The organism is Streptosporangium sp. NPDC002607, assembly GCF_053592655.1.
The window spans coordinates 13,025-35,920 of the sequence record NZ_JBSFWD010000016.1 but is presented as its reverse complement, the minus strand read 5'-3'; the positions used below and the strand labels follow the sequence as shown (position 1 = coordinate 35,920).

The 22,896-nt window shown below is 74.0% G+C and carries 6 protein-coding genes; 1 reads left to right on the top strand and 5 read right to left on the bottom strand.

Annotated features, from left to right (window positions below):
- Genes ACWD3H_RS19560 through sbnA form a run of 5 tightly spaced genes read right to left on the bottom strand, consistent with a single transcriptional unit; the run spans nucleotide 1 to nucleotide 20,874 of the window.
- Nucleotides 1–7,197, bottom strand: coding sequence for an amino acid adenylation domain-containing protein (locus tag ACWD3H_RS19560; RefSeq protein ID WP_451955960.1), 7,197 nt, complete (start codon nucleotides 7,195–7,197; stop codon nucleotides 1–3).
- On the bottom strand, nucleotides 7,187–18,553 hold the full coding sequence (locus tag ACWD3H_RS19555) for an amino acid adenylation domain-containing protein (protein WP_451955959.1): 11,367 nt from the start codon (nucleotides 18,551–18,553) through the stop codon (nucleotides 7,187–7,189). The genes ACWD3H_RS19560 and ACWD3H_RS19555 overlap by 11 nt, the downstream gene beginning before the upstream one ends.
- Before the next feature lie 34 nt (nucleotides 18,554–18,587).
- A complete protein-coding gene (locus ACWD3H_RS19550) occupies nucleotides 18,588–18,791 on the bottom strand; it encodes an MbtH family protein (RefSeq protein WP_326645853.1) in 204 nt (67 codons plus the stop codon).
- Nucleotides 18,792–18,799: 8 nt separating this feature from the next.
- Entirely contained in the window at nucleotides 18,800–19,828 is a 1,029-nt protein-coding gene (gene sbnB / locus ACWD3H_RS19545; protein ID WP_451955958.1) for a 2,3-diaminopropionate biosynthesis protein SbnB, read from the bottom strand.
- Nucleotides 19,822–20,874 (bottom strand): 2,3-diaminopropionate biosynthesis protein SbnA, encoded by a 1,053-nt coding sequence (sbnA, locus tag ACWD3H_RS19540; protein ID WP_355555824.1) that lies wholly within the window; start codon nucleotides 20,872–20,874, stop codon nucleotides 19,822–19,824. Before sbnA ends, sbnB begins: the two co-directional genes overlap by 7 nt.
- A 487-nt stretch (nucleotides 20,875–21,361) precedes the next feature.
- On the opposite strand from sbnA, the gene ACWD3H_RS19535 reads away from it, so the two are divergent.
- Complete coding sequence (locus tag ACWD3H_RS19535) at nucleotides 21,362–22,867, top strand: 4-hydroxyphenylacetate 3-hydroxylase family protein (protein WP_355555826.1); 1,506 nt, start codon at nucleotides 21,362–21,364, stop codon at nucleotides 22,865–22,867.
- The last annotated feature ends 29 nt before the right edge of the window (nucleotides 22,868–22,896 follow it).

Sequence of the window (22,896 nt, the reverse complement as noted above, 5' to 3'; positions counted from 1 at the left end):
TCACTCCTCGGGGTTGTCGATGACCGCGGTCAGCGCGGCCGCCAGAATGGACACCTGCGGTGGGAAGAGCGCCGTCCGGTGGTCGCCGGGGACGCGGTGCACACGCACCCCCGCGGCCTGCCGCCGCCACTGGTCCAGGTAGTCGTCGAACGACCGGCCGAGAATGGTCTGGTAGCCGCCCGCGGCGAGTTCCTCGCAAACGATCAGGTCGACCGTGCCCGGGTAGGCGGCGAAACGGTAGCGGGAGCGGGCCTCCAGCATCTCCCGCCAGGAGCGCAACCAGTGCGTCCAGCCCTCGCCGAGGTCGAGGTCCGCACCGTCGACCAGCAGGTCGCCGTCGTCGATCACCTCGCGCAGCACGGCCATGATCTCGGCACGCGCCTCCTCGCCGCCCGGCCCGTCCTGCAGGTCCGCGAGGAGCCCCTCGGCCCGGCGCAGCACCTCCAGGTTGGCCAGCAGCGGGTTGACCCCGGCCGAGGCGTACTCGAACGGGTCGATCAGGATCAGCCGGGGCCGTTCACCGATCTCGTGGAGCCGGCGGGCCATCTCCCAGGCGATACCGCTGGAGGCGCACCAGCCGAGGATGTGGTACGGGCCCTTCGGCCGTGCCTCCCGCAGTTCCGCCAGGTAGGTGGCCGCGATCTCCGGCACGCTCGTGGCGTGACCGTGGTCGCCGTGCAGTCCGGGCCACTCGAAGGCCGCCAGGGGTCGTTCCGGCGCGTACACGTCGGCGAGATGCCGGTACCAGTGGGCGCTCCCGCCGCCGGGGTGGACGCAGAACAGCGGCGTGCCCTCGTCCTGGTCGTTGAGCCAGAGCAGCACCGACGGCCTCTCCCGCTCCGCCGCGGCGGCGGCCGCCAGGCCGCGTACCGTGCGATGTTCCAGGAAGTCGCGGAAGGTCACCTCGACGCGGTGCTCCCTGGCCAGCCGGGCGACGATCCGGAGCATGAGGAGCGAGTGGCCGCCCAGCTTGAAGTAGTCGTCGTCGCGGCCCACCCGCTCGATGCCCAGCGCGTCGGCCCACACCTCGGCGATCGCCGTCTCGACCGGACCGTCCGGCGGCTCGTACCGCGTGGTCACCCTCGGCCGGTCGGAACCGGGCACGGGCAGCGCGGCCCGGTCGACCTTGCCGTTGGCCAGGCGGGGGAAGGACTCCAGGACCACGAAGTGGGTCGGCACCATGTACCCGGGCAGCACCCGGTCGGCGTGGTGGCGCACCTCCTCGACGGCGGCGCCGTCGCGGAGGATCAGGTAGGCGGCGAGCCGCTGATCACCCTGCGGCCCGGGGACCGGGTGCACCACCACGGCCCGGACGTCCGGGTGGTCGGCGAGGATGTTCTCCACCTCGCCGAGCTCGACCCGGAACCCGCGGATCTTGAGCTGGTGGTCGCGCCGGCCGAGGATCTCGATCCGGCCGCCGCGGTCGCGCCTGCCGATGTCACCGGTGGCGTACATCCTGCCGCCCGGCTCGGCGGCGAACGGGTCGGGCCGGAACACGTCCGCGGTGATGGCGGGCCTGCCGAGATAACCCCGGGCCAGCCCGTCGCCGCCGACGAAGATCTCTCCGGCCACCCCGTCGAGCACCGGTTCCAGGTCCCGGTCGAGCAGGTACACGGTGGTGTCGGCAGCCGGCACCCAGACGGGCCCGTCATCGGTCATCCGGGTGCCGAAGGCGAAGACGGTCGCCTCGCTCGGGCCGTACATGTCCCAGACCTGGGCGTCGGTGGCGCGCAGCCGGGTCAGCAGGTCGGCGCTCATCGCCTCGCCCCCGGACAGCAGCCGGAATCCGGCGGGCGGGGACCAGCCCGACTCGGTCAGCATCCGCCAGGTGGTGGGCGAGGCCTGCAGGAACCTGGCGCCGCTGCCGCGCAGCAGCCCGGCGAGTGAGACCGGGTCCCGGCCGAGGTCCTCACCGGCCAGGACCAGGTGGCCGCCGCCTGCGAGGGTGGTGAAGACGGCGAGCTGGCACACGTCGGTCACCATCGGCACGACCGCGGCCGCCACGTCGTGGACGGCCAGGCCGAGGTTCCGCCACATCGACCAGACCCGGTCGGCAAGCGCGCCGTGCCGGACCATCACCCCCTTGGGGCGTCCGGTCGACCCGGAGGTGTACACGACGTAGGCCAGCTCCTCCGGATCGGGCCGGTGCAGCTCGGCGGCCGGCTCGGCGTGATCGATCCGGCCGGGAGTGACCACGACGGCCCCGGCGATCTCGGTGCCGCTCACCACGACCCGCGGCCCGGCGTCGTGCACCAGCGCGGCGATCCGGTCGGCCGGGTGCCCGGGGTCGATGGGCACGTACGCCGCGCCCACGGCGAGGACGCCGAGCACGGCCGCCACCAGGTCGGGGTCCCTGGGCAGGCACACCCCGACCAGGTCCCCGGCGCGCACGCCCGCCTCCCGCAGGCCGGCCGCCCAGCGCCAGGCGCGGTCGCGCAGTTCCCGATAGGTCAGCGTGACCCCCGCCGCCTCGACCGCCACCGCGTCGGGGATCCGCGCGGCCTGCTCGGCGAAGAGCTCGTGGACACCCCGGCGCGGCCGGGGCGCCCGGGTCCGGTCCACCCCGCCGGTCAGCAGCCGTTCCCGCTCGCGCGCCGGGAGCAGTGACACACCGGCGTCGCCGTCGAGGTCGGCGATCATCAGGGTCAGCGCCCGCCGGTACATCCGGGCGAGCAGTTCGGCGTACGGGCGCCCGACCCACGACGACTTGGTGGCGATCACCAGCCCCTGGGCGCCCCTCATGACCGCCAGCGGGAACTCGTTCGGGCTGACGTCCGTGCTGCCGGAGGTGTCGACCGTCTCCCGGTCCAGTACGTGGAAGTCGAGGTAGTTGAAAGCCACGTCGAGCACCCGCTGCCCGTCGCCGAACTCGCGCTGCATCTCGGGCAGCGGGAAGCGACGGTGCGGCCACAGTTCGACCTCCTCGGCGAACACCGCCTCGACCAGCTCGCGCCAGGTGGCCGCCCCGGTCGGTGCGACGAAGGGCACCGGGTTGAGGAACATGCCGCGGACCCGGTCCCCGCCCTCGACCTCGGTACGGCCGTTGCACACCAGGCCGCAGTAGAACGGTCCCGGACCGGCGACCGCCCGCCACACGGCGACGTGCGCGGCGAGCAGCACGCTCTTCAGCGACGTCCCCGCCGACGTGGCCACCCGCCGCAGCGCGGCCTCGATGTCGTGGAACGGCACGACCGTCGAGTACGCCCCCGGACCGTCCGGGTCGGCCCAGGCGGCGGGGATGGTCAGCCGGTTCGCGCCGCCCAGCCGGTCCCTCCAGAACGCCCGGTCGGCCTGGCCGGTCAGGCTGCGCCGCTCCTGCGCGATGAAGTCGGCGTACCTGACGGCGCTCGACTCCCCGGCGGGCGTGGGCCGGCCGTCGCGGATCGCCCGGTAGAGGTCGAGCACCTCCGTGATGATCGAGTTGTGGCTCCAGCCGTCCAGGATCGCGTGGCACTCGGTGAGCGAGAAGTACCACCGGTCGTCACCGGCCTGGTGCGCGTGGACGCGCAGCAGCGGCGCCGCGCCGAGGTCGAAGAGCCGTGCGCGCTCCGCCGCCCGGAACGCCGTCATGCTCGCCTCCCGCTCATCCGGCGACTCCCCGCGCAGGTCCGCGTACCCGACCTCGACCTCCACCCGCTCGTGCACGAGCTGCAGCGGCTCGGAGAAGGTCGCCAGGTCGAACGAGGTGCGCAGGATGTCGTGCCGGGCCACGACCTCCTCGGTCGCGGCGGCGAACGCCGCGACGTCGAAGACGCCGGGATCACGGATCAGGTAACTGGTGATGTTGTGATACGGGTTGCCGTCCGGGTCGGCCAGCAGCTCGTAGACCATGCCGGCCTGGACCCGCGCCATCGGATAGGCGTCCACCACTCCGGCCGGCACCTTCGCCCGGTCCTCCGCGCCGATCAGCGCGAACGGCGGCGTGCCGGCCCGCTCGACGTGGGTGGCGTCGCCGTCGCCCGCCAGGATCAGGTCGGCGATGCTCTGATGCCGGAACAGGCTCTGCACGGAGTAGTCGAGGCCGCCGGCGCGCAGCGCCCCGACGAGGCGGACCGCGCGGATCGAGTCGCCGCCGAGCTCGAAGAAGTTGTCACCCACGCCGACCCGCTCGATGCCGAGCACCTCGGCCCAGATCCTGGCCATCGCCGTCTCCGCCTCGGTCCGCGGCGGGACGTAGCCGTTGTCCTGCTCCTGCCGCGAGCCGTCGGGAGCGGGCAGCGCCCGCAGGTCGACCTTGCCGTTGGCGGTCAGCGGCAGCTTCGGGACGATCACGAAGGCGGCCGGGACCATGTGGCCGGGCAGCCGCTCGACCGTGTACGCGCGCAGCTCCGCCGCGCCGATCCGCGCGCTGTCCCTGGGCACGGCGTAGCCGATGAGCCTCCGTTCGCCGGGCACGCTCTCGTCCACGGTGACGACGGCGTCGTCCAGGTCCGGATGGCCGGACAGGCACGCCTCGACCTCACCGAGCTCGATCCGGAACCCGCGGATCTTCACCTGGTCGTCGAGGCGGCCGAGAAAGCCGATGTCGCCGTCCGGCCGCCACCTCGCCCGGTCTCCCGAGCGGTAGAGCCGGGAGCCCGGCGGCCCGAAGGGGTCGGGCACGAAACGGTCCGCGGTGAGCGCGGGATGGCCGAGGTAGCCGCGGGCGACGCCGGCGCCGCCCACGTAGAGCTCGCCCGGCACGCCGACCGGCACGGGACGCATCCGTCCGTCGAGCACGTGCAGGGTGAGGTCGCCGAGGGGCCGCCCGATCGGGCTGCGGTCCCCCGCCAGATCGGCCGGGCCGAGGGGCCGGTAGGTGACGTGCACGGTCGTCTCGGTGATGCCGTACATGTTGACGAGCCTCGGCCGCTCGGCGCCGTACCTGTTCCACCAGGGTTCGAGCATGCCGACGTCGAGCGCCTCCCCGCCGAAGACCACCAGACGGAGCCGGAGCCGGTCGAGGGCGGCCTCACCGCGCCTGGCCAGATCGACCAGCGAGCGGAACGCCGACGGTGTCTGGTTGAGCACGGTCACGCCCTCGTCGGCGAGGAGCACGGCCAGGTCCCAGGGCGAGCGCGACACCTCGTAGGGGACGACGACGAGGCGGCCGCCGTACAGGAACGCGCCCCACATCTCCCAGACCGAGAAGTCGAAGGCGTAGGAGTGGAACAGCGCCCAGACGTCGTCCGGGCCGAAGCCGTAGTCGTCCTCGGTCACGGTGAACAGGCGGACCGCGTTGGCATGGGTCACCTGGACACCCTTGGGGCGGCCCGCGGACCCGGAGGTGTAGATGACGTAGGCGAGATCGCCGGGGTGCGTCCGGAGCGCGGGCGCCTCGGCGGGCAGCGCCGCGATGCGGTCGATCTCATCGGCGTCGTCCAGATACAGACAGTGTCCGGACCAGTGCCCGGACACCCGTTCCGCCGGCGCGGTCTCGGTGACCACGACACGGGCGGCGGCGTCACGGACCAGGAAGCCGATCCGCTCGGCCGGATGATCCGGATCGAGCGGCAGGTAGGCCGCCCCGGCCTTGAGCACCGCGAGGACGGTGACCAGCATGTCGACGCCGCGCGGCAGGCAGATCCCCACGAGGTCCTCGCGGCCCACGCCGAGTTCCGCCAGCCGGTGCGCCAGCCGGTTGGCCCTGGCCTCCAGGTCGGCGTAGGTCAGGTGCCGGCCGTCGCAGGTCACCGCGATCGCGCCGGGCCGCTCCCGCACCCGGGCGGCGAAGCGCTCGTGCAGGCAGGGCTCGCCGGTCGTCTCGGCGCTCGGCGAGACGACCGGCCCGCGGACCAGCCGATCGAGCTCCGCGGCGCCCAGCAGCGGCAGTTCGCCCACCCGCGTCCCGGGGTCGGCGACGGCCGCGCCGAGCAGGCGGACGTAGTGCTCGGCCATCCGCCGCGCCGTGTCCGGGTCGAGCAGCGCGCGTGCGATGGTGGCCTCGCCCGCGACCGAACCGTCCGGCCTCTCCTCCAGCGTCCAGCTCAGGTCGAACTTGGCCTGTCGCGCCAGGACCGGGACCAGCTCGCCGGAGACCGCTCCGGCCGTGAAGCTCAGCGGTTCGTTGTTCTGCAGGGTCAGGTTGACGCTGACCAGCGGGTGGGTGGACAGGTCCCGGCCGGCCGCCAGCGCGTTGACGACGCGCTCGAACGGGACGTCCTGGCGGGCGAAGGCCTCAAGGGCCGTACCGCGGGCGCGATCGAGCAGCTCGGCGAACGTCGGGTCGCCGGACAGGTCGGCTCGCAGCACGAGCAGGTTGACGAACACGCCGATCAGGTCGTGCGTCTGCGCGCGGGTCCGGCCGGCCACCGGGCTGCCGACGGCGAAGTCGGCCTGGCCGGTGTATCGGTGCAGCAGCGACCAGAACGCCGCCAGGTAGACCATGAAGGGTGTGGCCTGGTGCTCCCTGGCCAGGACCCGGACCTGGTGCCCGATCTCGGCCGGGATGTCGAACCGGACGGTCTCCCCCGCCGGGTCCCACACCGCCGGGCGCGGCCGGTCCGTCGGCAGTTCCAGCGCCGGCAGGTCACGGAGGGTCTCCGACCAGTGGTCGAGGTCGCGTTCCAGCCGTTCGCCGGAGAGCTGGTCGCGCTGCCAGGCCGCGAAGTCGGCGTACCGCAACCTGGGCGCGGGCAGCTCCTCGCCGGTGGCCAGCGCGGCCAGCTCGCGTACCAGCAGGCCGCCCGACCAGCCGTCGACGGCGATGTGGTGCAGCATGAGGACCAGTACGTGCTCCTCGGGTGCCAGCCGTACCAGCCTGGCGCGCAGCATCGGACCCGTGGCGAGGTCGAACGGCGTGCCGGTCTCGGCCTCCAGGAGGGCGTCGAACTCGGCCGGGGTCAGGTCGTCGAAGGCCAGATCCACCGGGCCCGGCGGGTCGATCGTCTGGATCGGTTCGGCGTCGGGCCCTTCGGTGGTGTAGCGGGTGCGCAGGATCTCGTGGCGACGTACCAGCTCGTCGAGGGCCGCGCCCAGATCGACGCCGGAGAGGTCACCGCGTAGCCGGATCACCAGCGGCACCAGGTAGTCGGTGCCGCCCGGGCGGAGCCGGTCCAGCACCCAGAGCTGCCGCTGCGCGAAGGAGAGCGGCGGCGAAACGCCGGGAGGCAGGGGCGGGATGGCGCCCTCCCGCCCCGCCGTACGCCGGGAACGCAGGCGGTCCCTCAGCAGCCCGGCGCCCGCGCTCGTCTCCGGCTTGGTCACGTCAGTGCTCATCGTCTCTTCCCTCGTACGATGTGGGGGCGGCGGCCTCGGCCAGTCTTTCCAGCGCGGTGGCCTGCGCGCGGACGGTGGTGGCCTCGAACAGGACGCGTAGCGGGATCTCCAGTCCGAACAGGTCCTGCAGCAGGGCCATCAGGCGGGTGGCGAGCAGCGAGTGGCCGCCGAGTTCGAAGAAGTCGTGTGCCACGCCGACGGCGGGCAGGCCGAGCACGTCGGCCCAGGCGGCGGCGATGGCCTCCTCCACCTCGGTGCCCGGCGGGACCGCCTCCTCCGGCGCGAGGGCGGTGCCCGGGTCGGGCACCGGCAGCGCGCGGCGGTCCACCTTCTGGCCCGCGGTCGCGGGTAGCCCGTCCAGCGTCACGAACAGCGCGGGCACCATGTACTCCGGCACCCGGTCGCGCAGGTGGGCCCGGAGCTCCGGTGACGACGGCGCGACCCCGGCCCCGGACGCGGACCCGGACGCCGGCACGACGTACCCCACCAGCCGGCGGTCGCCCGGCGCGAGTTCCTGAACCGCCGCGGCGGCGGCCTGGACGCCGGGGTGCGCGGCCAGCGCGGTCTCGATCTCGCCGAGCTCGATCCGGAACCCGCGCAGCTTCACCTGGGCGTCGATCCGGCCGATGAACTCGATCACCCCGTCGGGACGGTACCTGACCTGGTCCCCCGTCCGGTACAACCGTTCCCCGGGCTCCTCGCCGAACGGGTCGGGGACGAAACGATCGGCGGTCAGCCCCGGCTGCCGCAGGTACCCCCGGCTGACCCGCGGGCCGCCCAGGCAGAGCTCGCCGACCACGCCGACGGGCACCGGGTTGAACGCCGCGTCCACCACGTAGGCCCGGGTGCCCGGCAGCGGGCGGCCGATCGGCAGGCCCGCGTCCGGGGCGGCGGCGGCCACCTCGGCCGGGGTCACCGGGTGGCACAGGCTGCCGATGGTGGCCTCGGTCGGGCCGTACACGCAGAGGAACCTGGCGGGCAGGCCGGTGGCCAGCCAGAGCCGGGCGTCCTGGTAGCCGACCGCCTCGCCGCCGACGGCCAGCACGCGCAGCGCGGCCGGCCTCGGGTCGCCGGGCCGGATGCCGGTCATCACGTCGCGGTAGTAGGTGGCCGCGAGCGCGACGTGGGTCACCCCGGTCTCGGCCAGCAGGTCCGGCAGGTCGGCGGGGGCGACGACGCCGGTGTCGCCGATCACCACGGTGGCGCCCGCCAGCAGGGTGGCGCCCATCTGCGCCATGGCCGGGTCGAAGATGAGCGGCGCGTGCAGCAGCACCCTGTCCCCGGGGCGGATGTCGTGCGCGTCCGCGTGGACGCGGCAGTGGTGGGTGTACGCGCCGTGCGGGACGACGACCGCCTTCGGCCGGCCGGTCGAGCCCGAGGTGTAGATCATGTACGCGGCGCGCCCGGGGTCCCCGGGTGGGAGGTCACCGGGTGGCGCGTCCTCCGCCTCGCCGACCGTCTCTCCGACGGTGAGGACCCGGGCCGAGCCGGGGAGGGGGCTCAGCCTGCGGTCGGTGAGCACCACCGCGGGCCGCAGGTCGCCGAGCATCGCCGCCAGGCGTTCGGTGGGTTGCGCGGTGTCCAGCGGCACGTACACCCCGCCCGCCCGCAGCACGGCCAGCAGCGCGGTCACCGCCGCCGGTGACCGGTCCAGGTAGACGGCCACCGGGTCCTCGGGGCGCACCCCCGCGGCGTGCAGCCGCCTGGCCAGCGTGGCGGCCCGGTCGTCCAGCTCGGCGTAGGTCAGGCGCTCGCCGGCGTACTCGACCGCGGGCGCGTCCGGGGTGCGGGCGGCCTGGGCGGCGAACGCCTCGTGCAGGGATCCGTGCGTGATCGGCGTGGCCCGCGGGTTCCAGTCCCGCAGCAGCCGTCCGCGCTCGGCGGGGTCCAGCATGTCGAGGCGGCTGACGGGCCGGTCCGGGGCCGTCGCCGCCGACTCCACCAGGGTCCGGAAATGTCCGGCGAGACGGCGGATCGTCGCCTCGGTGAACAGGTCCGTCGCGTACTCCAGCTCGGCCAGGTAGCCGCCGTCGGTGCCGGCGGTGAGACCGAAGGTGAGATCGAACTTGGCCGTCGTCCGCTCGACGGCGACCGGCCGCACGTCGAGCCCCGTCAGGCGCGGCGGCTCGGGCGCCTGCTCGCGCAGCCCGAACGTGACGTCGCACAGCGGGGAGCGGGACAGGTCCCGCTGCGGGGCCAGCCCCTCCACCAGCCGGTCGAAGGGCAGCTCGTCGTGGCTGAAGGCGTCCAGCGCGCTCTCCCTGACCCGGCCGATCAGGGTCGTCACCGTCGGATCGCCGGCCAGGTCCACCCGCACCACGACGGTGTTGACGAAGAACCCGACGACGTCGTCCAGTTCCGCCTGGCCACGACCGGCGACGACCGTGCCGATCGCCACGTCGGTGGCACCGGTGTGGCGGCCGAGCATCGCGGCGAACACGCTCAGGAAGGTCATGAACGCGGTCGCGCCCTGCCGCCGGCCGAGCGCCAGCAGCGGCTGCGCGACCTCGGCGGGGATGTCGCAGGTGACGGTCGCGCCGCGGCCCTGGCGTACCGGCGGCCGGGGCCGGTCGGCGGGCAGTTCCAGCGGCTGCAGTCCGGCCAGCCGATCGCGCCAGTGGTCCAGCTCACGGTCCAGCACGTCGCCGGTCAGCTGGGAGCGCTGCCAGGACGCGTAGTCGGCGTACTGCAGCGGGGGTGGCCCGAGCGCCGCCGGTCGGCCCTGCACCCGGGCCTCGTAGAGCTCGGAGAGCTCGCGCGCCATGATCTGCTCGGACCAGGCGTCGGCGACGATGTGGTGCATGACCAGCAGGAACACATGCTTCCGGGCGCCGAGCCTGATCAGGTAGGGCAGCGCGGGCGGCTGCCCGGCCAGGTCGAAGGGGCGCTCGGCGAGCGAGCGGACGAGCGTGGTCACCCGTTCGGAGTCCGCTCCGGACAGGTCGATGACCGGCAGCGGAACGGGGGCGGCCGGGTCCACGATCTGGACCGCGCCGCCGTCCTGCCCGGTCACGTAACGGGTGCGCAGGGCGCCGTGCCGGGCGAACAGTCCGGTCAGCGCGCCGGCCAGGGCCTCGGCGTCCAGCTGCCCGGACAGCCGGAACGCCCACGTCACGTGATACTGGCCGCCCTGGTCGAGGAGATCGAGGAACCACAGTCGCTGCTGGGCGAAGGAGAGCGGGACCGGTCCGGCCCGCCGTTCCGCGTCCAGCGGGACGATCTCGCCGGTGGCCTGGACGCCGAGCCCGTCGACCCTGGCCGCCAGCGCGGCGGCGGTGCGGTCCTCGAACACGGCGCGGACCGGCAGTGCGACGCCGAACGCGGCCCGCAGCCGGGCCGCGATCCGGATCGCCAGCAGGGAGTGGCCCCCCAGGTCGAAGAAGTCGTCGCCCGTCCCGACCACGTCGAGCCCGAGCACCTCGGCCATCACATCCGTCACGATCTTCTCGGCCGGGGTACGCGGCGCTGTGGGGACGGCCCGGCCGACCCGCCGGACGCCGTCCGGGTCGGGCAGCGCGGCCCGGTCGATCTTGCCGCTGGAGGTCCGCGGCAGGCGGTCCACGGTGAGGAGCACCGAGGGCAGGTACGGCTCGGGCAGCCGCGCGAGCAGGAACTCGCGGATCTCCCGCTGCTCCGGCGCGTCTCCCCGCGCCACCAGGTAGCCGACCAGCCGGGGCAGGCCGTCGGGTCCCCGCCTGGCCTCGACCACGGCCGCGGCGAGCGCGGGGTGCCGGGACAGCACGGCCTCGACCTCGTCCAGCTCGATCCGGACACCGCGGATCTTGACCTGGCGGTCGGCCCGGCCGAGGAACTCCAGCGCGCCGTCGGTCCTGCGGCGCACCACGTCGCCGGTGCGGTAGGCGCGGGCACCCGGCGGTCCGTACGGGTCGGGTACGAACCGGTCGGCGGTCAGTCCCGGCCTGCCGAGGTAGCCGCGGGCCAGGCCGTCCCCCGCGGCGTGCAGCTCGCCCGGCGTGCCGACCGGGGCGAGCCTGCCGTCCGGCGTGTAGACGACCGTGCGGGTGTTGTCCAGCGGCCTGCCGATCGGCACGATGCCGGGTCCGTCGCCCGGCTCGTACTGCCACGCGGTCACGTCGATCGAGCATTCGGTCGGGCCGTAGGTGTTGACCAGCGCCGTCCCCAGCCGGGTGGACAGGCGGGCGGCGAGCTCGCCGGGCAGCGGCTCGCCGGCCGAGAAGAGCAGGCGGAGCGTGCCGCAGCGTTCCAGGCCCGGCTCGTCGGCGAGCGTCCGCAGGAAGGAGGGGACGCCCTGGAGCACGGTGATCCGGTCCCGGACCAGCGCCTCGACCATGCTCGCCGGGTCGCGCTCGGTCCCGTCCGGCGGGAGCACCACGGTGCCACCGGACACCAGCGGTCCGAGGAACTCCCAGACGGAGGCGTCGAACGTGACCGACGTCTTCTGCAGGAGCCGGTCCGAGGCGCCGAGCCCGTGCTCGTGGACCGTCCACAGCACCCGGTTGCGGATGCCGCGGTGCGGTACGGCCACGCCCTTGGGCCGGCCGGTGGAGCCGGAGGTGTACATGACGTACGCCAACCCGTCCAGGTCGGTGCCGACCGGCGCGGATTCGCCGGGGCGGGCGTCGATACCGGCCCGCTCGGCGGCCAGGCTCAGCACCGGCGTGCCGTGGCCGCTCGCCGGAGACGGCTCGGCGTCGACGACGACCAGCCGCGCCCGGGAGTCCTGGAGCATCCAGGCCAGCCGGTCGGCCGGGTGGGCGGGGTCGAGCGGGAGGTAGGCCGCTCCGGCGCGCAGCACGCCGAGCAGCGCCACGACCAGCTCCGGCCGCCGGGGCAGGCAGACGCCCACGACGTCGTCACGGCGGATGCCGGCGGCCCGCAGGTGGTGGGCGAGCCGGTTGGCGGCGGCGTCCAGGTCACCGTAGGTGAGCGCGGCTCCGTCACACTCCACCGCGCCCCGGCCGGGGGCCAGGGCCGCCTGGCGGGCGACCAGCTCGGGCAGGCCGAGGTCGGGCCTGCTCCGGACGGGGCCGCCGGCACCGGCGGTGAGCGCGTGCCGCTCCGCGTCGTCGAGCAGTTCCAGTTCCCCGAGCGCGCCGTCCGGCCGGGCCGCCGCCGACTCCAGCAGGGTCAGGTAGTGGCGGGCGAGCCGGTCGGCGGTGGCCCGGTCGAAGAGCGCGGTCGCGTACTCGATCTCGCCGGTCAGGCCGCCGTCGGCACGCCGGGTCAGCTCCATGGTGAGGTCGAACTTGGCGGTGCGCCACGGCACCGGCTCGGGCGAGACGTCCAGCCCCGGCAGCCGGAACCGCTCCTCGCCCTCCTCCCGGAACGCGAAGAGCAGCTGGAACAGCGGGTGCCTGGACAGGTCGCGGCTCGGCGCCAGTTCCTCCACCAGCCGCTCGAACGGTAGCCCGTCATGCTGGTACGCCTCGGCGACGACGTCCTGGACCCGGCCGAGCAGCGTGCTGAACGACGGGTCTCCGGTGAGGTCGGCGCGCATCACGACGGTGTTGACGAAGAAGCCGATCAGCCCCTCGACCTCGGCGGAGTCGCGGCCGGACATCGGCACGCCGACCGCCAGGTCCCGCCGCCCGGTGTGGCGGGCGAGCAGTGCGTAGAACCCCGCCAGGTAGGTCGTGAACGGGGTGGCTCCGGCCCGCCTGCCGACCTCCTCCAGCACCCCGGCCAGCGTGGGCGGCACGTCGAAGCGGAGGACCGCCCCTCGGTGGTCGCCGATCGGGGGACGGGGCCGGTCGGTGGGCAGTTCGGTCGGCTCCAGGCCGGTGAGCCTGCCGCGCCAGTGCGCCAGTGCGCCGTCCAGCGCCTGCCCGGCGAACCGCTCGCGCTGCCAGGCGGCGAAGTCGGCGTACTGCAGAGCCGGCTCCGGCAGGTCCCGGCCCAGGTAGGCGTCCGCCAGCTCGGTCGCGAGGATGCCGCTCGACCAGCCGTCGGTGGCGATGTGGTGGGTCACCAGGACAAGAACGTGCTCGTCGTGCCCGGCCCGCACCAGCCGGACTCGCAGGACGGGACCGCGTGCCAGGTCGATCGGCGTGGCCAGTTCCGCTTCGAGGACCGCGGCCGGGTCCGCGTTCTCGGCGACCGGGCGGAGCCGCGACGGCGGGTCGACGACCTGCGCGGGCTCGCCGTCGGAGCCCGCGACGTAGCGGGTGCGGAGGATCTCGTGCCGCTCGGCCACCCGGGTCAGTGCCCGCCCGAGCGCGTCGACGTCGAGCTCTCCGCGCAGCCGCAGCGCGGTCACCACGAGGTACTCCGTCCCGCCCGGACGCAACTGGTCCAGGACCCACAGGCCGCGCTGCGCGAAGGAGAGCGGCAGCGGGCGGGACCTGTCCGCGGGGGTGACGGGCGAGGAGAGGGCGGTCGCCTGCGGCGTCTCCGGCTGCCGCGCCCCGGCGGACGCCCCGAACATCTCCTCCATCTGGGCGCGCACCCGGGCGGCGACGAGGTCCGCGAGGGTGGCCACGGTCGGCGCGGCGAACACGTCCCGCACCGAGACCGGCACCGGGAACCGCTCGCGCAGCCGGGCCACCACCCGGGTGGCGAGCAGTGACTGCCCGCCGAGGTCGAAGAAGCGGTCGTGCCGGCCGACCCGGCCGGCTCCGAGCACCTCGGCCCACACCTCGGCGATCGCCCGCTCCGCCGGGGTGGCGGGCGCGGTGTAGGTCTCCGCGCCGCCCAGCGGGGCCAGGCCGGGCAGCGCCCGGCGGTCGAGCTTGCCGTTGCCGAGCAGCGGCAGCTCGGCGAGGGTCCCCCACAGGGTGGGCACCAGGTGACCGGGGAGCCGCTCGGCCAGGTAGGTCCGCAGCTCGGAGAGCGGCACGCCGGGGCCCGCCGGGAGGATGTGGGCGGCCAGCCTCGGGTTGCCCGGGTCGGACCGGTCGGCGACCACCGCGGCGGCGCGGACGGCCGGGTGCTCGGCCAGGACGCCCTCGATCTCGCCGGGCTCGACGCGGAAACCGCGAATCTTGATCTGCTGGTCCGCGCGGCCCAGGAAGACCAGGGTGCCGTCGGGTCGCTGCCGGGCCAGGTCACCGGTCCGGTAGAGGCGCGCTCCGGGCTCGGTCGCGTGCGGATCCGGTACGAAGCGGTCCGCGGTGAGGCGCGGGCTGCCGAGGTAGCCCTGGCCGACACCGCGCCCGCCGACGTAGATCTCGCCGGCCACGCCGGGCGGCACCGCGCGCATGGCGTCGTCGAGCAGACAGACGGTGGCGCCGGGGATCGGCCGGCCGATCGGGACCGGACCCGGCACCGTCTCGCCCGCGGGCACGATGTGCACGCAGCAGGCGACGGCGGTCTCGCTCGGGCCGTAGCTGTTGACGATCCGGGTCGCCGGAGCGTGCGCGGACCACACGGCGAGCTGCTCGCCGCGCAGTTCCTCCCCGCCGATCACCAGGCACCTGGCCGTGCCGGCCAGCACGTCGGCGGGGAGCGTCCCGGCCAGCAGGTCCAGGTGGGTCGGGGTCAGCTTGACGACGCCGTAGGGACCGTCGGCCAGCGCCCGCGCCAGCTGCTCGACGCCGGCCGCCTCCTCGTCCACCAGCCGCACCGGGGCTCCGGCGGCCAGCGTCGGGTAGAGCGAGGTGAGGGCGAGGTCGTAGGCGATGGAGGTGTGCAGCGGCGATCCCATGCCGTCACCCGGCCGCAGCTCCGCGCAGGCCCAGCGGGTGTAGCCGGCCAGGCCGCCGTGGGTGACCATGGCCCCCTTGGGGCGACCGGTGGATCCCGAGGTGTAGACCACGTACGCCAGGTCGTCCGGGTGCGGCCGGACGTCCGGCGCGGTCGGCGGGCAGGCCCGTATCCCGGCCCGCTCGGCCGGGTCGTCCAGCGCCACCAGCCGGACTCCCGCGGGGAGCAGCGGAGCGGCGTCGGCGGTCGCGATCAGCAGCGGCGCGGCGGAGTCCGCCAGCGCCTGTGCCAGGCGCTCGGCCGGATGGGCGGGGTCGAGCGGGATGTAGGCCGCCCCGGATTTGAGCACGGCCAGGAGCGCGACGACGAGGTCGGCGGTTCTCGGCAGCCGTACCGCGACGAGCGTGCCGCGGCGGGCGCCGAGCGCGCGGAGGCGGCCGGCCAGCCGGTTGGCCTCGCGGTCCAGTTCGGGGTAGGTGAGGGTGGTTCCGCCGCCGGTGACGGCGACCCCCTCGGTGACGGCCGCGCGGGCCGCGATCAGCTCCGGCACGGTGCCGGAGTCGTCCGGCACCGGCTCGCCCGCCAGGACGGGCGCCGCGGCCTCCGCGCCGGTGAGCAGCGGCAGCCGCCGCACGGGTGTGTCCGGCGCCGCGGCAACCGCCCGCAGCAGCCGCACGTAGTGGTCGGCGAAGCCCGCCATCGACGAGGCGTCGAAGAGCGCGGCCGCGTACTCGATCCGGCCGTCCAGGCCGCCGTCCGGCCGCCGCGTCAGATGGCAGCCCAGATCGAACTTGGCACCCGGCAGGTCGGGGAGCTCCACGCCGGACGGGCGGGCCGCCGCCTCGTGCGTCGCGAACATGATCGAGAACAGCGGGTTGCGGGACAGGTCGCGCTGCGGTGCGAGCTCCTCGACGACCAGCTCGAACGGCACCTCGGCGTGCGCGTACCCGGCCGTGGCGCTCTCCCGGACCTCCGCCAGCAGGTCGGTGAAGCCGGCCCGGTCGGCGAGAGACGCCCGTACCACGATGGTGTTGACGAAGAGGCCGACGAGATCGTCCAGCTCGGGCCGGTTCCGCGCGGAGACCGGCACGCCGACGGCCAGGTCGGTCTGGCCGGTGTAGCGGGCCAGGATCGCGAGGAAGCCGGCCAGCAGCGTGATGGACGGCGTCGCCCCGTGGCCGCCGCCGAGCTCGTCGAGGCGGGCCGCCAGCTCCGGCGGGACGGCGAACCTGACCGTACCGGCCCTCGGGTCGCGGACCGCGGCGCGCGGCCGGTCGGCCGGCAGCTCGGTCGGCTCCATCCCGGCCAGCCGCTCCCGCCAGAACCCCAGCTCCCGCTCGACGAGCTCGGCGGCGGACCCCGCCATACGGTCGCGCTGCCAGATCGCGTAGTCGGCGTACCGGACCGGGAGCGGCGGCAGCGGCCTGCCCTCCAGCGCCGCGACCAGCTCGCCGGCGAGCACCTCGTGCGACCGGTCGTCGGTCGCGATGTGGTGCAGCGTGAACAGCACGGTGTGCTCGCCACCGGGCCCGCGGACCACGCGGACCCGGACCGGCGGGGCCGCGGACAGGTCGAAGGGGCGGGTCATCTCCTCGGCGAGCACCTGCCGGGGGTCGCCGTCCTCGATCCGCGCCGGGATCGGCCCGGCCGGCTCGACGACCTGCGCCGGCTCGCCGTCGCCCTCGGCCGGGTAGCGGGTGCGCAGGATCTCGTGACGCTCGAAGAGCCCGGTCAGCGCGGCGCGCAGCCGGTCGGGGTCCGGCGGCCCCGGCACCCTCACCGCGAGGGGCTCCAGGTAGGAGGTGCCCTCCGGGTCGAGCTGGTGCAGGAACCACATCCGCCGCTGCGCGAACGAGAGCGGCGCGGGACCGGTCCGCGGCGCGACCGGCACCGGCGGGAGGGCGCGGCCGGCGGTCTCCAGCCGCGCGGCGAGACCCTCGACGGTGCGGGCCTCGAACAGCGCGGCGACCGGCAGCTCGATCCCTCGCTCGGCGCGCAGCCGGCCGACCACGAGGTTGGCCGAGAGCGAGTGCCCGCCCAGGGCGAAGAAGTCCGCCTCGGCGTCGGCCACCGGACGCTCAAGCGCCTCCGCGAACGCCGCCGCCACCGCGCGTTCCGCGGGCGTCCCCGGCTCGCGTCCCGCCGGGACCGCGTCGGCGGGCATCGCCCGCAGGGCCGCCCGGTCGATCTTCCCGTTGGGCGTCGTGGGGAACTCCGCCACCCCGAGGAAGTCCGCCGGGATCAGGTACGGCGGGAGCAGCCGCGCGCAGTGCAGGTGCAGTTCCCGCGCGGAGGGCGGCGCGGCCGGGTCGGCCGGCTGGACGTGGGCGACGAGGCGCGGTCCGGTACCGGCCTCGACCGCCTGGACCACCGCGAACCGCACCCCCTCGTGCGCCGCCAGCACGCCCTCGACCTCGCCCGGCTCGACCCGGTGTCCACGGATCTTGATCTGGTCGTCGGTGCGGCCGAGGATCTCGATCCTGCCGTCCGGGTGACGCCGGGCGACATCGCCGGTGCGGTACAGCCGTCCGCCCGGCACCGTGCCGTAGGGGTCGGGGACGAACCTGTCGGCGGTCAGCGCCGGCCTGCGGTGGTAGCCGACCGCGACGCCGTCGCCGCCGATGCACAGCTCTCCGCTCGCCCCGGTGGGCACCGCGTTCAGTCCGTCGTCCAGGACGTGCAGCGTCGTGTTGGCCACCGGGGCGAAGTCGCGCACCTCGCCGTCCGCCAGGAACGCGACCGACGACCACACGGTCGTCTCGGTCGGCCCGTACAGGTCCCACAGCCGTGCGCCGCCCGCGCACAGGCGGCGCGCGAGCTCGGCGGGCAGCCGCTCGCCGCCGCAGAGCGCGGTGAACCCGGCGGGCGGGCTCCAGCCGCCGTCGAGCAGCAGCCGCCAGGTCGTCGGGGTCGCCTGCATCACGGTCGCGCCGATGCGGGCCAGCAGGGCGGCGAGCCGCTCCGAGTCGCGGGCGTCCTCGGGCTCGGCGACCACCACACGCCCTCCGACGACGAGCGGCAGGAACAACTCCAGCGCCGCGATGTCGAACGACACCGTGGTCACGGCCGGGAAGACGGTGCCGGGGGCCAGCCCCGGCCGCTCGCGCATGGACCACAGGAAGTTGGTGAGCGCCCGGTGCGAGACCAGCACGCCCTTGGGCCGTCCGGTCGACCCCGAGGTGTAGATGAGATAGGCCGGGTCGTCCGGCGCCACCGCCCGCGGCGCGGGTTCCGGGGACCGCGGCTCCGCGAGGTCGTCGATCCGCACCACGGTGGCCGCGGCCGCCCCGCCGGCGCCGGAGGTGACCAGCACCCTCGCCCCGGCGTCGTCGAGCACGTAGGAAAGCCGGTCGGCCGGATGGGTGGGATCGAGCGGCAGGTAGGCCGCCCCGGCCAGGTGCACGCCGACCAGCGCCGCGACGAGTTCGACGCCGCGCGGCACGGCCACGCCGACCGATTCGCCGGAACGCACGCCGAGCCGCCGCAGGCGACCGGCGAGGGCACCGGCCAGTGCCATGAGCTCCGCGTAGCTGAGCCGCCGGTCGCGGCACTCGACCGCCACCGCGTCCGGCGTCCTGGCCGCCTGTGCCGCGATCAGCTCGTGCACCGGAAGCGCGGGGTACGGCTCCGGCGGCATCGCCGCCGCGGCCTCCCCGCCGCTGTCCGGAGCGTGGTCCTCTGGCGGCGCGTGCCGTCGCGAAGGGGTGGGATCCACACCGGTCTGGTCAGGCATGCTCATCGTCCCCTCGGGATGGCTCGGCGGATCGTCAGCGAGCCTCGTCGGCCATGCGCAGCCGCAGGCTGAGCGGGCGCATGTCGGTCCAGACCCGCTCGATGTGGTCCAGGCACTCCTGCCGGGTCCCGGAGGCGCCCTCGGCCCGCCAACCGGCGGGCAGCGCACGGTCGGCGAACCAGACCGAGTACTGCTCCTCGTGGTTGACCACGACCAGGTACTTCTCGTCCGCGGACATCTCTCTCCTCAACGGTCGCGTTGTTCCGCTTCTCCCGGACCCGGCTCCGGGTCCGTGGAGAAGTCGGGAAGGTGGATCCCGAGCCCCCGCGCCGCGGCCTCGTCCATGACGTGGGCGGCGAGGGCGGCGTCGAGGGCGCCGAGCCCGAAAGGCGAGAACACCGTCACGGCTCCGGCGTCATAGGGCAGCGCGGTGCCCGGGGCCAGCAGGTCGCCGATCTCGGCGGTGACGAATCCCCGGTTCCCGGCCAGCCGCGCGGCCAGGTCGAGCGAGGTCGCCTCGCGGCAGACGTGGTCGGTGTCGTCGACCACGTTCCTGGCCGCCAGGATCGACTCGGGGGTCAGGTCGCGCAGCGACACGTGCAGCACGACGGTGCCCGGCAGGCAGGAGTCCGTGCTCAGGTGCGGCTCGCCGGCGGTGGTGGCGAGGGAGACGATCCGGTGCGCGGCCAGCGCCTCCTCGACGTCACCGGCGATCTCGACCTTCAGGCCGGGCACCCGGGACGCGAACTCCCGGGCGCGCTCGGGGTCGAGGTCGAACACCGTGACCGTCGCCAGCTCGGGGAGCTGTGACCGCAGGAAGCGGAGGATCTCGAAGTTGATGACCCCGCAGCCGATCAGCGCGACCCCGCTCCGGACGTCGGCGGGAGCGTCGGCGGTGAGCGTGGCCGCGGCCACGGCCGCGCCGGCCGCGGTGCGCCTGGCCGAGATGACCGCTCCCTCCAGCAGCGCCACCGGCCGTCCGTCCGTGACGGAGTTGAGCAGGATCGCGGCCGACGCCCGCTCCAGCCCGAGGGCCAGGTTCCCGGGGAACGACGCCACCCACTTGACCGCCGCGACCGGGCGCTCGCCCCCGACGTAGGCGGGCAGCGCGATGATCCGGTCGCGCGTGTTGCCGGGGAAACGCAGGAAGACCGAGTGCGGTACCGAGGTCTCCCGCCGCGAATGGGCCAGGTAGGCGTCCCTGACGGTCCGGCAGACGGCGTCCTCGGCGTCGTCCAGCACCGCCAGCACGTCGCTTCTACCGAGGATCAGCATGCCGTTTGCTCCTTCCAGAGGTGGGCGATGTCGCCGAACCTCTCCTCCACCCAGACGTCGGAGTAGATGGTGTCCAGGTACCGCTCGCCCCGGTCGGGCAGCAGCAGGACGCAGTTGGCTCCGGCCGGGATCTCCGCGAGCCGCTGCGCGACCGCGCTCACCACGGCGCCCGAGGAACCACCGCCCAGGATCGCCTCGACACCGACCAGCCGCCGGCAGCCGACCACGCAGTCCTGGTCGGTCATCCGGGCCACGGAGTGGGCGATGCCGTCGTAGTACAGCTCCGAGCGAATCGCCGCGCCGTGTCCCGGGATGAGCCGCTGGCAGGACGGCTCGCCGAAGATGGCGCTGCCCTCCGCGTCGACGGCGACGATGTGCGTGCCCAGCCCGTGGTCCGCGACGAACCTGGCGCACCCGTGAATGGTGCCGCAGGTTCCGGTGGCCACGAAGAGGTAGTCGACGTTCCCGTCGAGCTGCCGGACGACCTCCTGCATGATCGTTTCCTGGGCGCGGGCGTTGAGCGGGTTGGCGTACTGGTTGGGCCAGAACGCGTGGGGAATGTCGTGGACGAGCTCGCGGACGCGCCGGATCCTGGCGGACAGGAAGTCGCCGACCTCGTTGTCGGGCTCGCGCACGATGTCCAGCTCCGCCCCGTACGCGGCCAGGATCGCGAGGTTCTGGGCGGTCATCTTCGGATCCGCCACGCAGATGAACCGGAGGCCGAACCAGCGGCACACCTGCGCGAGCCCGATGCCGAGGTTGCCCGAGCTCGACTCGACGACCGTCGACTGGTTCGGGATGAGCTCGCCGCGCTCGATCGCACCCAGCACCATGCCCATGGCGGACCGGTCCTTCATGCTGCCGCCCGGGTTCAACGACTCCAGCTTGGCGTGGAACCGGACCTGGGACTCCCCGAAGAGGCGCGTCAGCCGCACCAGGGGGGTCGCACCGACCGCGGAGAGGACGCCGTCACCGACCCGCGCGTTCACCGCCGTAGTCGTCCGGCCGGGGGGCGCACAGTCGATGGCCTCATATCCTGCGCTCACCGTTCCGCTCCGTCAGGCAATTCAGAAGATATGCTCCGCGAGACATTGGCACCTTTCCGGATGGCTTCATTCTCATGGGTTTCCGGCAGCACCCGCCAGAACCCGCCGAACATATTTACCGGGCCACCTCGAATGGCTGTCCACATCAGCGGGCCCCAAAACGTGGCCCGACCATAACCAGGGCGCCTCGACAGGGTCAATAGCGCAGGCCGCGGAAATGGTCATTGCCGCAAAAACTCCAGCCGTGCATGATAAGTCTCGACACCGCCGAATTATCGCACCGTATTCACCGAATGAACGGGCCACCCGGCGCATTAATGTCGCTATTAGACGATGACCGAGAGCTGTCCCGCCGGCGGGACAGCTGGGCGACGCGGACTGCCGGGGAGCGCGCCATGGCCGCTCCGACCCCCCGCACGCGAAGGAGAATGCCGAGATGACCACCATTTTGCCCGCTCCGGCGGGCCCGCTGAATAATGTTCGGCCGATGACCGGTGAGGAATACCTGGAGTCGTTGCGCGACGGCCGCGAGGTATATATCGGGGGCGAGCGCGTGCCGGACGTTACCACTCACCCGGCCTTCCGTAACAGCGCGCGTTCCATCGCCCGGCTGTACGACGCGCTACACGAACCGGAGGCCGCGGATGTATTGCGTGTGCCGACCGACACGGGAAACGGCGGATTCACCCATCCGTACTTCAAAACGGCCCGTTCCGCGGCCGATCTGGTCGCCTCCCGGGACGCGATCGTCGCCTGGCAACGGCTCGTCTACGGCTGGATGGGCCGCACCCCGGACTACAAGGCCGGCTTCTTCGGCACCCTGGAGGCCAACGCGGACTTCTACCGCCCGTTCCAGGACAACGCGCTGCGCTGGTACAGGGAGGCGCAGGAGCGGCTGCTCTACTTCAACCACGCGATCGCGCATCCTCCGGTCGACCGGGACCGGCCGGCCGACCGGACCGCGGACGTGTGCGTCCACGTCGAGGAGGAGACCGACTCCGGCCTGATCGTGTCCGGCGCGAAGGTCGTCGCGACCGGGTCCGCGATCACCAACGCGAACTTCATCGCCCACTTCGGCCTCCCGCTCAGGGACAAGAAGTTCGGCCTGGTCTTCACGGTGCCGACGAACTCCCCCGGCCTGAAGTTCATCTGCCGCACCTCCTACGAGCAGGCGGCGGCGGCGCAGGGCAGCCCCTTCGACTACCCGCTGTCCAGCCGGATGGACGAGAACGACAGCATCATGGTGTTCGACCGGGTGCACGTGCCCTGGGAGAACGTTTTCATGTACGACGCCGGCGCGGCCAACTCCTTCGCCGCCGGATCCGGTGTCCAGGAGCGCTTCACCTTCCACGGCTGCGCGCGGCTGGCCGTCAAGCTGGACTTCATCGCGGGCTGCGCGATGAAGGGCGTGGAGGCGACCGGCGTCTCGACGTTCCGCGGCGTGCAGGCCCAGATCGGCGAGATCCTCAACTGGCGCGACCTGTTCTGGGGGCTGTCCGACGCGATGGCCAAGTCGCCGACCTCGTGGCACGGCGACGCCGTGCAGCCGAACCTCAACTACGCCATGGCGTACCGCACGTTCATGGGCGTCGGCTATCCCCGGATCAAGGAGATCCTCCAGCAGACCCTCGGCAGCGGCCTGATCTACCTGAACTCGCACGCCGCCGACTGGAAGAACCCCGACGTGCGTCCCTACCTGGACCGCTACCTGCGCGGCTCGCGGGGCATCCAGGCCATCGACCGGGTCAAGCTGCTCAAGCTGCTCTGGGACTGCGTCGGCACCGAGTTCGCCGGACGCCACGAACTCTACGAGCGCTCCTACGCCGGCGACCACGAGGGCATCCGGGTGCAGACGCTGCAGTCCTACACGGCGAGCGGGCAGGCCCAGGCGCTGAAGGGCTTCGCCGAGCAGTGCATGGCCGAGTACGACCTCGACGGGTGGACCCGTCCCGACCTGATCGGCCCCGAGGGCCTGCCCGGCCACGCGCGTTGACACCGCCCCACGGAGACATCGCCCACACC